The following is a 16657-nucleotide window of genomic DNA, read 5'->3' as shown; positions in this document are numbered from 1 at the left end:
ACAAATCCGTTTTTATTACCTTTGCACAAAATTTTTATCTTGTGAGCAAGACCCATGCCTCGCCAAATTCACTCCCGGCTGCTCCCGATCCCGATCCCGATAATTATCGGGATTATCGGGATTATCCGGACGGGACAATGGGAACAGGACAGTCTCCGCAAATGCGGAAACTGCAGGATACTATTACCCGGACCCAACCCCCGCAAAGAATATATATCAATGGTCTGGTAGGTTCCTCCCTGTCTTTTGTTATAGCGGAAAGCTTTAAAAACAATGACCTGCCCTACCTGCTTATTCTCAACGAGAAGGAAGAAGCAGCCTACTATCTTAACGACCTGGAACAGCTTGTCGGTGAACAGCACGTGCTGTTCTACCCGGGCAGCTACCGAAGGCCTTACCAGATAGAAGAGACGGACAATGCCAATGTGCTCCTCAGGGCCGAAGTCCTGAATCGTATAAATTCCCGGAAAAAACCGGCGCTTATTGTCACCTATCCGGATGCCCTGTTTGAAAAGGTGGTGACCCGGAAAGAACTGGAAAGAAACACCCTCAAAATGAAAGTCGGTGATACGATATCGCCCGATTTTATCAACGAAGTCCTTTTCGAGTACCGTTTCAAAAGGGTGGACTTTGTTTCCGAACCCGGGGAATTCTCAGTGCGGGGAGGTATCATAGATGTATTCTCCTTTTCCAATGACGAACCGTACCGTATAGAATTTTTCGGTGATGAGGTAGACAGTATCCGGACCTTTGATGTGGAAACACAGCTCTCTGTAGAGAAACTGAACAAAATTTCCATTATACCCAATGTGGAGAACAAAATACGAAGCGAATCCAGGGAAAGCTTTTTAAAATACATTTCTCCGCAAACCGTTATTTGTCTTCAGAGCAACGAAATTTTGTCCTCCCGCATAGACAATTTGTTCCGTAAAGCGGAAGAAGCTTTTGCTTCGCTTCCCAAAGAAGTAAAACACGCTTCCCCACTGGAACTGTTTTGTACCCCAAAGTTACTCCACGAACAACTTTCCGGCTTTGTTGTTGCAGAAACGGGAAACCAGTCCAGGCTTCCTTTCAGGCACCTGGAAAAAGAAAAGCACGGGGAGATCATTACCTTCCACACCCGGCCACAGCCTTCCTTTAACAAACAGTTTGACCTGCTTATTGAAGACCTCAACAAAAACCGGGCAGAAGGATATACCAATTATATTTATTGCGTCAGTGAACAGCAAGCCAAACGCTTTCACGATATTTTCGAAGAGATCGAAGGGGAAGTGCATTACAAAACCGTGGTTTTTCCCATATACCAGGGCTTTATTGATGACGACCGGAAAATGGTCTGCTATACCGATCACCAGATATTCGAACGTTATCACAAATTTCATCTCAAAAACGGCTATGCCAAAAAACAGGCCATCACCCTTAAGGAACTTACCCACCTTGAAATCGGAGATTATGTTACCCATATAGATCACGGTATCGGAAAGTTCGGGGGATTACAGAAAATACAGGTAGAAGGAAAACCCCAGGAAGCCATAAAACTCATTTACGGAGATGGCGATATCCTGTATGTAAGCATTCACTCCCTCCACAAAATAACCAAGTACAACGGTAAGGACGGCAAGCCCCCAAAAATATTCAAACTCGGAGGCAGTGCGTGGAAAAACCTAAAAAAGAAGACAAAAAGCCGGGTCAAGGAAATTGCGTTCAGCCTTATAAATCTTTATGCCAAAAGGCGGACGGAAAAAGGGTTTGCTTATGCGCCGGACAGTTATTTACAACACGAGCTGGAAGCTTCCTTTATCTACGAGGACACCCCAGACCAGAGCAAAGCGACCCAGGATGTCAAAAACGACATGGAGAGCGAACATCCCATGGACCGTCTTGTCTGTGGTGACGTAGGTTTCGGTAAAACGGAGGTTGCCATACGAGCGGCTTTCAAGGCCGTAGACAATAGCAAACAGGTTGCCATACTCGTCCCGACGACCATTCTTGCTTTTCAACATTTCAAGACCTTCGGCGAACGCCTGAAAGACCTCCCCGTAACCGTCGATTACCTGAACCGTTTCCGCACGGCAAAAGAAAAACGGGAAATACTCGAAAAACTGGCTGATGGAAAAATCGATATTATTATAGGCACTCACCAGCTGGTGAACAAAAATGTACATTTTAAAGATTTAGGGCTTCTTATTGTAGATGAAGAACAAAAATTTGGTGTTGCCGCCAAAGAAAAGCTGAAGAACCTGAAGGAAAACGTGGATGTACTGACCCTTACGGCAACACCGATCCCAAGGACATTACAGTTTAGTCTTATGGCCGCAAGGGACTTATCGGTCATTACCACACCGCCACCAAACCGCTATCCCATAGAAAGCCATGTCACACAATTTAACGAAGAGGTGATACGCGACGCCGTTTCTTATGAAATACAACGGGGCGGACAGGTGTTTTTCATTCACAACCGCATTGAGAATATCAAGGAAGTTGCGGGAATGGTGCAACGGCTGGTCCCGGATGCCAAGATCGGCATCGGTCACGGGCAGATGGAAGGAAAAAAACTGGAACAGTTAATGCTCCGTTTTATGAACGGGGAATTTGATGTCCTCATATCTACGACCATCATAGAAAGCGGGTTAGACGTCCCCAATGCCAATACCATATTCATTAACAATGCCAACAACTTCGGACTAAGCGACCTGCACCAGATGCGTGGGCGGGTAGGACGAAGTAATAAAAAGGCATTTTGCTATTTTATCGTACCTCCCTATTCGGTCATGACAGACGATGCCAGGAAACGGATCCAGGCTCTCGAACAATTCACCGAACTGGGAAGCGGTTTCAATATAGCCATGAAAGACCTGGAGATACGGGGAGCAGGAGATTTACTGGGCGGAGAACAAAGCGGCTTTATAAACGACATCGGCTTTGACACCTACCAGAAAATACTTAGTGAAGCTATAGAAGAACTCAAAGAGAATGAGTTCAGGGACCTGTATACCCAGGATGATGAAGTACGTGAGTACGTAAAGGACACCCAGATAGATGCCGATTTCGAATTGCTTTTCCCGGACGAATATGTCAACAATATCACCGAAAGGCTCAATCTCTATAACCAACTAAGCAACATCAATACCGATGAAGCCCTGGAAAAATTCGAATCGGATATCCATGACCGTTTCGGACCTCTTCCTTCACAGGTACATGATTTACTAAACAGTGTCCGGATAAAATGGATGGCATCGAAAATTGGATTGGAAAAGATGGTCCTGAAACACGGAAAAATGGTAGGTTATTTTATTGCCGACCAGCAAAGCAGTTTTTACCAGAGTAAACCCTTTAACTACGTCTTACAAACGATACAACAACATCCCGGTTTGTGTAAGATGAAGGAAAAGAACACCCGCATGGGGGGACTGCGATTGCTACTCACCTTTGAGAACATAACTTCGGTGAACAAAGCTTTAAAAGCCCTGAAGCCCTTTGTTATGGAAGAAGAAACGCACGCAGCGCTAAAAAATTAAATACAAGAACACCAAAAACAGGGAGATTTTTATTTCAATCTCCCTGTTTTTGCATTAATCCTGTCTGTCAGGCAAGATTCGAATTCCTAATTCGTTATATTTGCAGGGAAGCCGGATAAATATGTCATAAGCCATGAGCAAATCTTTTGAAAGGTATCAGAAACGAAGGCTGATCTCTTCGTATTTCTCCGTTATTTTAAGTATTTCTTTGGTCCTGTTTTTATTGGGTATGCTGGGGCTTCTGGTTATTAACACCAAAAAACTGGCTGATCATTTCAAAGAACAGGTCGCTGTTTCCATTTTCCTGAAGGACGATGCCAAAAAGGTGGAAATAGACCAGTTACAAAAAAGCCTTGCCCTGGCAGAATACACCAGGTCGGTAGAATTTGTGTCCAAAGAAGCGGCAGCAGAGGCCCAGAGCGCAGAGATCGGAGAGGATTTTATGAAATTCCTCGGTTATAACCCTTTGCAGAATTCCATAGACGTAAGGTTAAAGGCCGATTATGTGGATGCCGTAAAACTGGAAGAGATATCGGGTGAAATCGCAGCTAAGGACTTTGTAGATGAGGTTTCGTACGACCGCCCTTTAATAACCATGCTCAATGACAATATAAAACGACTGAGTTTCTGGATACTGCTGGTCAGTGTCGCCTTTACCATCATAGCGGTTTTGCTTATCAACAGTTCTATCCGTTTATCCATTTATTCCAAACGCTTTATCATTAAGACCATGCAGATGGTGGGGGCCACTAAACGCTTTATCCGCCGTCCCTTTATCTGGACCAGTGTAAAACTGGGTATTACGGGGGCCATCATCGCAGTTATTGCCATGGGAATATGCCTTTACTATTTCAACGAAAGATTCCCGGAACTTAATCTTATGCAGGACCCTCTATGGCTGATCGTACTTTTTGCAGGGATCTTCCTGATGGGGACCATAATAAGCTGGATCAGCACGTATTTTGCCGCACAGCGATTCCTTAACCTGAGAACAGATGACCTCTATTACTAGATGAGCCACAAAACAATGAAGTAAAAGCTTTAACCATGAGTAAAAAAGATAAAAACACAACACCACAGGAGTTTATCTTCGAGAAAAAAAATTACACCATCATGTTTACAGGCCTGGCGTTTATTGCCCTGGGCTTTATACTTATGAGTGGCGGTGGTGGTGATGATCCTAATGTATTTAACCCGGAAATATTCAGTTTCCGGAGAATCCGCCTGGCCCCTACCCTTGTCATTATCGGATTTGCCCTGGAAGTATATGCCATTTTGGTGCCGGCCAAAAAAAAAGAAGGTCCCGGCAAATAAAACCGGAAAACCTTCGTTCTGGCCAATAGTCAGCTATAATTTCCGCACCAAAAATGATTATGATTCATGGACATCATTGACGCTATTATCCTCGGGATCATCCAGGGACTTACCGAATTTCTGCCTGTTTCCTCCAGTGGTCACCTGGAGTTGGGAAAAGCGATTATAGGGGATAATTCCATCCCGGAAGAAAGTCTTATCTTCACTATTGTACTGCATTTTGCCACCGCGCTCAGTACTATCGTTATATTTAGAAAAGATGTTCTGGAAATCCTCAAAGGCCTGTTTCAGTTCCGTTGGAATGAAGAAACCAGGTTTTCCCTGAAGATCATTTTATCCATGATCCCCGCGGTCTTCATTGGCTTGTTCTTTGAACAGCAATTGGAACAGCTTTTCGGAGAGAATATTCAGCTTGTGGGCTTTATGTTGCTCATAACGGCATTATTGCTATTCCTTGCCGACAGGGCAAAGGACACCTCAAAAAATGTTACATACAGCAATGCTTTTATTATAGGCGTGTCGCAGGCCATAGCCATGCTTCCCGGAATTTCCAGGAGCGGATCCACGATTTCGACTTCCGTATTGCTGGGCATTGACAAAAGTAAGGCTGCCCGGTTTTCGTTTCTTATGGTCGTCCCCCTCATATTCGGGAGTATCGCCAAAGAGACCCTTTACGGAAAAATAAGTTATGATTCCCAGCAATTTATTCCCCTGGCCGCAGGGTTTGTAGCTGCTTTTATTTCCGGATTAATCGCTTGTACCTGGATGATAAAATTGGTCAGAAACAGTAAACTTACGTACTTTGCCATATATTGTCTCGTTGTCGGTGCAATAGCCATTGTTTATTCTTTTTTGACCAGTTCATAATGTATTCGGAAGAAGATTTTAAAAACGGAGAAATCCTGCTCATAGACAAACCCTTGCACTGGTCATCCTTCCAGGCCGTTAATAAGATTAAATGGGCCATCCGCAAAAAGTACAGCCTGAAAAAGATCAAAGTAGGCCATGCCGGCACTCTCGATCCCCTGGCTACGGGATTACTGATTATCTGCACCGGGAAATTCACAAAAAAAATACCGGAACTACAGGGACAGATCAAGGAGTACACCGGTTCCTTTACCCTCGGTGCTACAACTCCTTCTTATGATCTGGAAACCACAACAGATCACACCTTCCCTACCGAACATATCACGGAAGAGCTTATATACAACACCACATCGCAGTTCATAGGCGACATTGACCAGGTACCGCCCGTTTTTTCTGCAATAAAAAAAGATGGCAAGCGATTATACGAACACGCCAGAAAAGGAGAAACCGTAGAGATTGCCTCCAGGAAAATACATATCAGCAAATTTGAGATCACCGCGATCGATCTCCCGGAAATTTCCTTTCGTGTAGTATGCAGCAAAGGCACCTACATCCGTTCCCTGGCCCACGATTTCGGAAAAGCCCTGGGGTCCGGCGCCCATCTTTCCTCACTTCGGAGAACCGGAATAGGGGAATATCGTGCAGACAATTCCGTCTCTCCCGAAGATTTCGTATCCGGACTGAATATCGAAAAATAATTTTTTTAGTATCTTAGCACATCTTCCCCCAAAGAGACCATAATGAACTTATTTAAATGAGTTCAATTAAAATTTATCCAATTATTTTCCGGTTTGAACGTTTATATCATATGAACCTGAACAGAAAACAACTGTCGTTACTCATATCATTTTTTATAATGATGCTGGTAGTTCTTACCCTGTTCAACATACACCTCGCCGGAAAAGAAGACAAGGAGATCCTTTACGAGCTGTACTTCGAAGATCCCCAGGAAAAACCGGAAATCACCACTCCCGATGAAGACAAACTACAAACTCATATGGCCTATAACGAAGCGGTTAAAAGCCGGTTCGATAAGGAAGTAAGGGAATTCAAAACCCTGGAAGAAATAGAGGAAGGCAAAAAATCGGAGGATGCGGAAGAGAACCCGGATGAAGAGGCCTCGGAAGAGGCTTCATCTGACCCGGAAAACGATTATCTCAGTTCCGAAACGGGAGAAGCGGTACCTTCACATACTATCGGAACAAAAAAGAAACAAGCCAGGCAATCGGACGGAGACAACACTTCCGATGCCACCGTAAAGAACAACAGCGTTAATACCCACAGCTCTATTTCCTATTCCCTGACGGGAAGAATTCACAAGCGCCTTCCAAATCCGGTATATACCTGTTCGGCACGCGGAAAAATCGTGATTAACATTAAAGTAAATGCATTTGGCAATGTTACTGAAGCCACATTTAACAGGCAAAGTTCTACTTCCAGCAACGGCTGTCTGGTAGATCATGCTATTTCATATGCCCTCCGGGCGAAATTCGATAATAAGGAAAGTAAAAACAACCAGATAGGCACTATTACATACCTGTTCCAGGGATGACCTGTCCGGCCATGGTTAAACTGTCTTCTTTTTGAAAATCCCATCCCGGTATCCCCGGGGAGTCTTCCCGGTCTGTTTCCGGAAAAAATTATTAAAATATGCCGGGTTTTCAAATCCCAGGCAGTATGCTACCTCCGCAATATTCCAGTCCGTATACTTTAAAAGCGCTTTGGTCTCTTTAATAATCCTGGCAGCAATATGTTCCGTAGTTGTCTTTCCGGTAACCTTCTTCACTGCCCTGTTCAGATGATTGGTATGCACTGATAAGCGCAGGGCATAATCACTGGCCGATTTGAGCTGCAGGATATGTTCGTAAGAAACCGGAAACTGACGTTCCAGCAATTCCTGGAATAAAGCGGTGATCCTGGATGCCGCATCCGTATGTTTAAAATAGGAATCCGCCGGCTGCATTTTCAATGCTTCGTGCATGATGAGGTTCATATAGTTCCGGATAAGATCGTATTTGTACCGATAATCGGTATCGATCTCCGTAAACATTTCCTCAAATAAACCTTCAACTTTTTTTTCCTGTTTTTCATCAATAAAATATACAGGATTTCCTCCGATCCTGAACAGGGGAGAATTCTGTAAACTTTCACTTTGATGACCGGTATTCACAAAATCGTCTGTGAACAGACAGAAATACCCGGTCTGCCTATCATCCCGAGCTTCCCAGGCATAAGGGATATTCGGATTGGAAAAGAGCAACGCCCTTTCGTTAATGGCTATTCCTTTGTCGGCATAATACAAGGTGCCGGAACCGACGATCAGGGAAATTTTATAAAAATCCCTCCGGTTATAGGGAGAATAATCCTTGTAACCTATATCATCTCTTCGGTAGACGTTAAAGTGCCCCCATTCCTTTACCCGTGTCTGCCGGGAAGCCGGAGATGTTTCTTTAGAGGAAATTTTCTGGTAAAAATCGTTCAAAGATTCATTGTTTTTCATAGCAGGTAAAAAATGTCTTTTTGTTTATAAGAAACTTTAAAATTATAAAATTCAAACCAGATAATACTACAAGTCACTTATAACCCGACCAATACTTTCAGAGACCCTTCATTCCCAAAAGCCGGAAGAAGATGTTCTACAGAAAAAATCCCGAAGGCAGAAATGCCTCCGGGACTTCTTCTCTTTCCACACAAACGAAATAGCTGAAAATCCGGTTACCTCTTCGTGTGGTTTAACTGTTAAACCCTCCGTCTATGGTAATGGAAGTCCCGGTGATAAACCGACTTTCCGGGCCAGCCAGGAAAGAAACCAATCCGGCTATTTCCTCCGTACTTCCGTAACGTGCAAGAGGGATAAATTTTCTGATCTCACCCGCCATTTCACTATCCGCGGGGTTCATATCCGTATCAATTGGTCCTGGTTGCACCAGGTTTACAGTTATATTCCGCGGACCGAGTTCCCGGGCCATTCCCATATTCAGACCGCTCAGGGCCGACTTGCTCATTCCGTACAGTCCCATGTTAGGGTCACCGACACGATCGGCCACATTACTACCGATGGTAATTATACGTCCCCCGCCGGGCATCTTGGCCGCAGCTTCTTTCATGGCCAGGAAGACTGCCTTAACATTTACAGACATCATCCTGTCAAATTCTTCTTCCGTACTTTCCTGTGTCTGTTTATAGAGGAAAACGCCGGCATTATTGACCAGTATATCGATCCTTCCGTGATCGGAGATCACTTTACGCACTGCAGCGGTTATACTTTCGGGACTTTCACTGTCTGCTACCAAATGGCTTGCCTCTCCCCCGTCAATTTCAACTTCGCGGACCACGAGATCGGCTTTCTCCGTATTATTTCCGGAGTGTGTAAAAATAACCCGGGCACCTTCGGAAGCCAGTCTTTTTACTATTGCAGCTCCCATACCACGGCTACCTCCTGTTATGAATACTATTTTCTCACGGAGCTGTTCGTTTTTAAGAACGGATGTGTTGCTTGTCATAAGAATTTATTTTTAAGATTAATTCTTTGCTAAAGTAAACAAGCAACTTTACATTTGTAAGTACTGTAAAAATTATCAGGTACTAACAAAAAAGTAAGTTATGAGAAAAGAAACATCTTCAAACGCTTTGAATGAAAAGAAAATCAATGCTATTTGCGGTATGGGTTACGCCCTTTCGCTTATAGGCGGAAGATGGAAATCCAATATGCTGTGGCAGCTTCTCAACAACGACAAATTAAGGTACAGTGAATTGCGACGTCTCATACCCGATATCTCGGAACGTATGCTGGTCTCCCAGTTAAGGGAACTGGAAAGCGACCGGCTTGTTCTGCGGATCGTTTATCCGGAGGTACCTCCAAGGGTCGAATATGCACTGACCGATTTAGGAAAATCCATGCGTCCTATGCTTCAGAGTATTTCGGACTGGGGAGAAATGCACCGCAAGATCACTGCGGAAGACTGATCTTCCCCATTCCCACCCAGGGATATGCGGCCGTACCTTCCATTGCCGCCGAACCGCTTACCATTTCATTGGCCAGTAATGCAAACAGTACAGCCTCTTTAGCATCCGGATTGAGCCCCAATACGGAAGTATCCGAAAACTCCAGATCGGGACAGGCTTTTTTCAGGAGTTCGAAAATTAGCGGATTGGAAGCACCTCCCCCGCTAATAAAGCCCTTTATTTCTATTCCGGCGGGTAAATATACGGTTATACATTGTGCTATACTTTCCACGGTAAAATGTGCCAGGGTATGCAATATATCTTCATGCGAAACATCTTTTCCTTCTCCGGATGCTTCCAGCGCCCTGTGCAGATAGTCCATATTAAAAAGCTCGGGACCTGTAGTTTTAGGAAATGGCAGCCGGAAAAAAGGATCATCCATAAGACTTTGCAGCAAACCTTCCCTTAATCTCCCCCGCGATGCGATCCGGGCATCTTTGTCATAAGGGATATTAAAATATTGTTGTACATATGCATCCATCAATGTATTACCCGGTCCTATGTCCGTACAGAGAACTTTACCGAAACTTCCCGCGGCAGGAAGAAAAGTAAGATTGGAAATCCCGCCCATGTTAAGCAGTAATCTGGATGCTGTCGCATCCGCAAAAAGCAGGTAATCCCCGTAAATAGCCAGCGGAGCCCCCTCTCCTCCTGCCGCGATATGTTTCTGCCGGAAATCGGAAATGGTAATGATCCCGGTTATTTCCGCTATATGATCTCCGTCTCCCAACTGAAGTGTTGCATTCGGGAATTCGGGAAAATTGTGAAAAGAACGCGGTGCATGGTAAACGGTTTGTCCATGACTCGCAATAAGATCTATTTCTCCCGGCAACTTCCCCCAGTCTTCCAGGGCGTTCAGTACCATCCTCGCATGCTCCCGGGCGATCCAGGGATGCAACAGGCATATCTTTTCCAGCGCCCCATCTTTTTTAGCAAACACTTCCCGGACGCGTTCACGGAAAACGGATTCGTAAGGCAGTGTAACAAATTCCATAAGCTCCGCCTTTGTCTCCCGGCCGTTCCCCGTAATCCTGCACAAGGCAATATCCAGTCCGTCCAGGGAAGTTCCGCTCATCAGGCCGATAACAATACGGGATTTTTTATGTGCTATTTTATACAGTGTTTCTATGGAATTTTTCATGTGTTTATTTTTATGGTTTTCTATGGTCATACGGAACCTTAAATAATCATTACCCTGTGTGTTTAATGATTATTTTGAATATGTCGGTTTCATTATATCTTTGACTTTTAAGAGGCAAGGGATATTTGTAATATATCACAAATATATGTTATGACGGCTTCTCTGCCGGGAAAAAAATTAAATCCTTACTTTTACACAAATAAACTTCAGAAATTCTTATGTCAGAACAGAAACGTCTTTTCCTACTGGATGCTTACGCCCTGATATTCAGGGGATATTACGCCTTTATCAAAAACCCGAGGATCAATTCCAAAGGTATGGACACTTCAGCCATAATGGGATTCACCAATTCTCTTCTGGATGTGATAAAGCGTGAAAAGCCCAACCATCTCGCCGTAGCTTTTGACAAGGGAGGTTCCATGGCAAGAACGGAAATGTTCGAGGCATATAAAGCAAACCGGGACGAAACCCCGGAAGCGATCCGTATAGCCATTCCGTATATTCAGGCCATCCTGAAAGCCATGCACATCCCGGTCATTGAAAAAGAAGGTTTTGAAGCAGATGACATCATCGGCACCCTGGCCAAACAGGCGGAAAAACAAGGATATCTCACCTATATGGTGACCCCGGATAAGGATTTTGCACAACTGGTATCCGAAAATATCTTTATGTACCGTCCGGCACGAATGGGGAACGGTATTGAAATATGGGGCATCAGGGAAGTGCAGCAGAAATTTGAAGTGGAAACCCCGGAGCAGGTCGTCGACTATCTCGGGATGATGGGAGATGCTGTGGATAACATTCCCGGTTTTCCCGGTGTAGGGGAAAAAACGGCAAAAAAATTCATCAAGGAATTCGGCAGTGTGGAAAACCTTATTGCCAATGCTGACAGCCTGAAAGGCAAGATGAAGGAAAAGATAAAGGACAATGCCCAACTGGGGATCCTTTCCAAAGAACTGGCCCGGATCATGCTTGATGTCCCGGTGAAATTTCACGAAGAGGATTTTGAACTGAACACTCCCGATTTCGATAAGGTCAAGGAAATTTTCCAGGAACTGGAATTTCGTCGTCTTACGGAAAACCTAATGAAAGCTTTCGGACAGGAAGGCGCTGCTGAAGCTACTTCGGTAAATAATGGCGCTGCCGCGGCAAAAGTGACAAAAGCGCAGGACAACATTCAATTTGACCTGTTCGGCTCTCCGGCAGAGGAAACCACAACGACTCCTGCAGTTTCGTCGCTCTATAATACCATCGAAACCACGCCACATCACTATCAGTATGTAAACACCCCCTTGGGGCGAAAATTGCTCCAGCAAAAACTCATGTTACAGAGCAGTGTGTGTTTCGATACGGAAACCACCAGTCTCAAATCGCTGCAAGCCCAACTTGTAGGGATCGCATTTTCCTGGGAGACGGGAAAGGGATATTACGTAGCTTTTCCCGAAGACCAGGAAGAAACAGCTACCATACTCGAAGAATTCCGCCCTTTCTTTGAAGCGGAACAGATTGAAAAAATAGGACAAAACCTGAAATACGACATCAAGGTACTCTCCAATTACAACATCCGGGTCAAAGGCAAACTCTTTGACACCATGATAGCGCATTACCTCATCAATCCGGATATGCGCCACAATATGGATGTCCTGGCAGAGACTTACCTGAAATACCAGCCCGTTTCCATAGAGACCCTGATCGGTAAAAAAGGAAAGAACCAGAAATCCATGCGTTCGGTAGAACTCGGAAAACAGACGGAATATGCCGTGGAAGACTCGGACATTACGCTTCAACTCAAACTGCTTTTCCAGGGAGAACTTCCCAACCGAAACGCCTTGAAACTGTTTGAAGAGATCGAGGCCCCGCTGGTACAGGTACTCGCCGATATGGAAATTGAAGGTATCCGCGTCAATACGGATTTCCTGAAATCACTGTCACATGCCCTGGATAAGGACGTAAAAGAACTGGAGAAAAATATTTACGAGCAGGCCGGAGAAGAATTTAACCTGGCTTCTCCCAAACAGCTCGGCCCTATTCTCTTCGAAAAATTAAAACTGGTCGACAAACCCAAAAAGACGAAGACCGGACAATATTCCACGGCAGAAGATGTATTGTCTTATCTCGCAAAAGATAACAAAATCGTTGAAGACATCCTCATGTGGCGACAATTGCAAAAACTGCAAAACACCTATGTAGATGCCCTCCCGAACGAGATCAACCCGAAGACAAACCGGGTGCATACGGTATACAGCCAGGCTGTCGCAGCAACGGGGCGATTGAGCAGCAACAACCCCAACCTGCAGAACATTCCCATACGTACCGAAAGAGGGCGGCAGGTGCGAAAAGCATTTATTCCGAGAAACGAGGATTATATCCTGCTCGCTGCCGACTATTCCCAGATAGAATTACGGATCATCGCGGCACTGAGCGAAGAGGAAAATATGATCAAGGCGTTCAAAGAAGGCGAAGATATCCACGCATCTACTGCCGCAAGGGTATTCGGGGTTCCTCTGGAAGAAGTGACCAGGGAGCAGCGGAGTAATGCCAAAACCGTAAACTTCGGTATCATTTACGGGGTTTCGGCTTTCGGGTTGAGCAACCAGACCACCCTTTCGAGAAGTGAGGCCAAAGAACTTATAGACACGTATTACAAGACATATCCGAAGTTAAGGGCATATATCAGCGACCAGATCCACTTTGCCCAGGATCATGGTTATGTGGAGACAATTCTCGGCAGAAGGCGTTATCTGCCGGATATAAATTCGCGAAATCAGGTAGTCCGCGGTGCGGCCGAGCGAAATGCCGTGAATGCCCCTATACAGGGAAGTGCGGCAGATATCATTAAAATAGCTATGATAAACATCCACCAAAAACTCCGGGAAGGCAATTTCAAAACCAAAATGCTGCTACAAGTACATGATGAATTGGTCTTTGATGCCTTCAAATCCGAACTGGATACTATTAAGCCGCTGATTAAATCCGAGATGGAAAGTGCATACCAGCTGATTGTTCCCCTGGATGTAGAGATAGGGCTGGGAGAAGACTGGCTGACGGCGCATTAAACCGTCTTTGGCCTTACAATACAAATCGATACGTAGCCTTAATCAAAAAGATATTCCTCGGCTGGGTTCCCAGGATATTCCGGTCCAGGGCGGTGAACAGGTTATCACGGGGATTTCCCGATCTGGTGATCCCCTGTGACCATACCAGGAACAATTCCGAACCCGGAATATACTCCCACCGCAATACTAAATTGGAACGGAACTGTACGAATGAAAAATCAGGATTTCCGAAGGAATAATCCACTATACCGTTAGCTCCCTCATCCACAATATAGACCTTGTTATCCTCTTCATACCGGATCTCATTGACATTGTAAGCATAAAACCTGCTCTCAAAACTACTGGCCTGCGGGTCGGCAATATGTTTAAAACCCGAATATCTCCCCCTGGAAATAAAGGGTTGTCCCCAATATTGTATGGTAAGGTTAGGGTTGATCGTATAGTTAAACCGCAGGGATGCACTTAATGTTCTCTGATCTATTTCCGCATTGAGGTATCTTACCCCGTTATCCGTACGGATGTTTTCCACAAACTGTAATTTGTCCCTGTTTACCTGATAGGAAGGTTCGAGGGAAATTTTAAGGGCATTTACCGGCTGGTAAACAAAATAGGTAGAGTATTCATCCACATTATGTGCCTTGTCCTCACCATCAGAGAAGAAGACCTCAAATCCGTACCGGAATTTCTTCCTGTCGTCCGAATCCACATAAAACCAGTAACTGACATTATCCGGCAACCTGAGTTTGGGACCGCCTCGCAATGCCGTATTGGAATACAGCTTCGGACGCAGATTGAGCCCCGAACCTATATACCAGTTGTTTTTGAACTGCGCATGGGTGTTTACATTCCATTTCATTTCGTTATGTGCCCCGCCAAAGTCCCAGGAATTCCAGTGGTTGTAATTAAAACGCGCACTGCGAAATACGGAGAAAGGTTTGGTAATGCGGTATCCTGCCCAGGCATAATGTGTTACATAATCGGCCCGGCGCAAAAAACCCACATCGTTGAGTTCCAGCCCGGGGGAACGCCAGGTAACGCCGCTCTCAAAATTCAGGTTCCCCCTTGCCTTCCCGATCTGGATGTTTCCACCGTGACCGGCCAGACTTGTCCTGGTAGTGTCCACTTCCGTATAAGTGGCATCTATGCGCTGATACAACCGCGCGATATCTTTCTGCGTGTTCGTTATGGCCCTTTCCGAACCGGAAACATTGCTCACAAGCAGATTACCTGCGGTATACCAGGTCCTGTCTTTCCACTGGTGCTTGAAATCCAGTCCTCCTGAATAAGCGGACTTATGCAGAAAATCCATGTTTTCCGAAAGGTCTCCCCGGTTAGTGGCCGTAAAGATCCCTCCCACAAACGAATTTCTGTCGTTAAAGTCCTTCTGCAACCTGCCTATAAAATAGTTGGTAAGGGGTTCTATCAGTTCCTCCCTGCGGTCCCCGTTATTACTTATCCTGGCATACTCCTTTGCGGTAACACTTTCCAGTATACCAATGGACCACCCGTTCCTGGTTTTTCCGCTGAACTTTGCCGCGCCGAGTATGGTGGTCTTTTCCGGTTGTTCCGCATACTCCCCTTCATATACATTCGGGGATGCCTGGGGACTTCTTCCGATACGCCTGGAATAAAAAAGGTTATCCGTACCATCCGTATCTCCTGCTATGGTATTAGAAATACGATAGTCGAAAATATTTTTGTTTTCCACAAAAAAGGGGCGCTGTTCTTCAAAAAATATCTGGAAACCATCCAGGGCTATGGCCGAAGGGTCTGCCTCTACCTGTCCGAAATCGGGGTTTACCGTGAAATCCAGGGTAAGGTCGTTGGTTACCCCGACTTTACCATCTATCCCCGCGCTCAGTTTTGCATCGCTGCCACCCATAAACGGATTTCCTTTTTCCTCTTCGTACGTTTCCAGGGAAGTTACCATATAGGGTTGTATTTCCAGTTGTTTTTGCTCCTTCAGGTCTACCAGGCCATACAACCTGCCTGCTTCACTGATCCACCCGGGAGCATTGCGAGGTAGAAACTGCCATTCGGAACGCTCGTTGTTACGGAAATACATCCTGGACAATTGCAGTCCCCACACCTGTTCCCTGGCTTTTCCGAATCGCAGCTGGCTTAAAGGTATCCGCATCTCCGCAGTCCATCCTTCGGCATCCGTACCGGTTTTCACATACCAGATAGGGTTCCAGCTGGGGTCCCAGTTATTACCGTTTTCAGTTACTACTTCGTCTCCTTTAACCCCGGCTGCGGTTATGGTAAAAGCAAATGCGGTCCGGAGATCGAGATTACTGTCAAAAAGTATCGAGATACGGTCGCCTTCAAATCCATCTCTTCGGGAAAGTCGTTTTACAATTTTTTCGGGTTCGGTATCCAGACAGTGAATGGCTACATACAGGTTTTTATCGTCATACAGTATTTTGAAGCGGGTCTGCTGCGTCGGCGGTGCTTTTTCTATGGGGTCTCTCTGAATAAAATCATCCCCCCATTCCACAATTTCCCAACTACTGTCATTCAGGACACCATCTATTTCCGGGGGTGTGTTTTGCCCGAGAGACTTCGTGGTATAATTCTTTTTGGGTATGACGGAAGCCGAATCCTGTGCAGAAAGAATTAAACAGCAGACCAGGCCCACTGAAGAGAGAAATACTTTTCCGGAAAACATGGTATATATGTTGGTTATTTCCCTAAAGATACCATCCGGAGCAAATTGTTACACTTCCGGATGGTTTTCCCATACAAAAATGCCATGA

The 16657-nt window shown here is 45.2% G+C and carries 12 protein-coding genes; 8 read left to right on the top strand and 4 right to left on the bottom strand.

The window, feature by feature from the left end; all coding sequences use genetic code 11:
* Nucleotides 1–161: 161 nt before the first annotated feature.
* The 6 genes from mfd to ACVBDY_RS16175 all read left to right on the top strand — a co-directional run bounded on the left by mfd (nucleotide 162) and on the right by ACVBDY_RS16175 (nucleotide 7251).
* Nucleotides 162–3518, top strand: a complete 3357-nt coding sequence (mfd, locus tag ACVBDY_RS16200; RefSeq protein WP_447176521.1) for a transcription-repair coupling factor — start codon at nucleotides 162–164, stop codon at nucleotides 3516–3518.
* 133 nt (nucleotides 3519–3651) lie between these two features.
* Complete coding sequence (locus ACVBDY_RS16195) at nucleotides 3652–4530, top strand: cell division protein FtsX (protein ID WP_447176502.1); 879 nt, start codon at nucleotides 3652–3654, stop codon at nucleotides 4528–4530.
* A gap of 35 nt (nucleotides 4531–4565) precedes the next feature.
* Nucleotides 4566–4832, top strand: a complete 267-nt coding sequence (locus ACVBDY_RS16190) for a DUF3098 domain-containing protein (protein ID WP_447176501.1) — start codon at nucleotides 4566–4568, stop codon at nucleotides 4830–4832.
* 66 nt (nucleotides 4833–4898) lie between these two features.
* On the top strand, nucleotides 4899–5699 hold the full coding sequence (locus ACVBDY_RS16185; RefSeq protein WP_447176500.1) for an undecaprenyl-diphosphate phosphatase: 801 nt from the start codon (nucleotides 4899–4901) through the stop codon (nucleotides 5697–5699).
* Nucleotides 5699–6397 (top strand): tRNA pseudouridine(55) synthase TruB, encoded by a 699-nt coding sequence (gene truB / locus ACVBDY_RS16180; RefSeq protein ID WP_447176499.1) that lies wholly within the window; start codon nucleotides 5699–5701, stop codon nucleotides 6395–6397. Before ACVBDY_RS16185 ends, truB begins: the two co-directional genes overlap by 1 nt.
* A 110-nt stretch (nucleotides 6398–6507) precedes the next feature.
* Nucleotides 6508–7251: a hypothetical protein gene (locus tag ACVBDY_RS16175; protein ID WP_447176498.1), complete on the top strand. Its 744-nt coding sequence runs from the start codon at nucleotides 6508–6510 to the stop codon at nucleotides 7249–7251.
* A gap of 15 nt (nucleotides 7252–7266) precedes the next feature.
* On the opposite strand, the gene ACVBDY_RS16170 is transcribed toward ACVBDY_RS16175, so the two are convergent.
* Both ACVBDY_RS16170 and ACVBDY_RS16165 read right to left on the bottom strand, forming a co-directional pair.
* Entirely contained in the window at nucleotides 7267–8199 is a 933-nt protein-coding gene (locus ACVBDY_RS16170; RefSeq protein ID WP_447176497.1) for a helix-turn-helix domain-containing protein, read from the bottom strand.
* Between the two features lie 232 nt (nucleotides 8200–8431).
* Nucleotides 8432–9202, bottom strand: coding sequence for an SDR family NAD(P)-dependent oxidoreductase (locus tag ACVBDY_RS16165; RefSeq protein WP_447176496.1), 771 nt, complete (start codon nucleotides 9200–9202; stop codon nucleotides 8432–8434).
* Between the two features lie 100 nt (nucleotides 9203–9302).
* On the opposite strand from ACVBDY_RS16165, the gene ACVBDY_RS16160 reads away from it, so the two are divergent.
* Nucleotides 9303–9665: a winged helix-turn-helix transcriptional regulator gene (locus tag ACVBDY_RS16160; protein WP_447176495.1), complete on the top strand. Its 363-nt coding sequence runs from the start codon at nucleotides 9303–9305 to the stop codon at nucleotides 9663–9665.
* Here the strand turns inward: ACVBDY_RS16160 and ACVBDY_RS16155 are convergent.
* Nucleotides 9649–10845, bottom strand: a complete 1197-nt coding sequence (locus ACVBDY_RS16155) for an anhydro-N-acetylmuramic acid kinase (protein WP_447176494.1) — start codon at nucleotides 10843–10845, stop codon at nucleotides 9649–9651. The two genes, ACVBDY_RS16160 and ACVBDY_RS16155, sit on opposite strands and share 17 nt — an antisense overlap.
* A gap of 218 nt (nucleotides 10846–11063) precedes the next feature.
* Here ACVBDY_RS16155 and polA point away from each other — a divergent pair, with 218 nt between their 5' ends.
* The gene (gene polA / locus ACVBDY_RS16150; protein WP_447176493.1) at nucleotides 11064–13901 is read left to right on the top strand and encodes a DNA polymerase I; all 2838 of its coding nucleotides are present in this window, start codon (nucleotides 11064–11066) and stop codon (nucleotides 13899–13901) included.
* Between the two features lie 13 nt (nucleotides 13902–13914).
* Here the strand turns inward: polA and ACVBDY_RS16145 are convergent, their stop codons facing one another.
* The gene (locus ACVBDY_RS16145; protein WP_447176492.1) at nucleotides 13915–16569 is read right to left on the bottom strand and encodes a DUF5916 domain-containing protein; all 2655 of its coding nucleotides are present in this window, start codon (nucleotides 16567–16569) and stop codon (nucleotides 13915–13917) included.
* Between the last annotated feature and the right edge of the window lie 88 nt (nucleotides 16570–16657).

The sequence above is a fragment of the Sinomicrobium halophytocola genome, from assembly GCF_052983395.1.
Note: the sequence above shows the minus strand (reverse complement) of the source record. Positions and strands in the feature narration are given on the sequence as shown.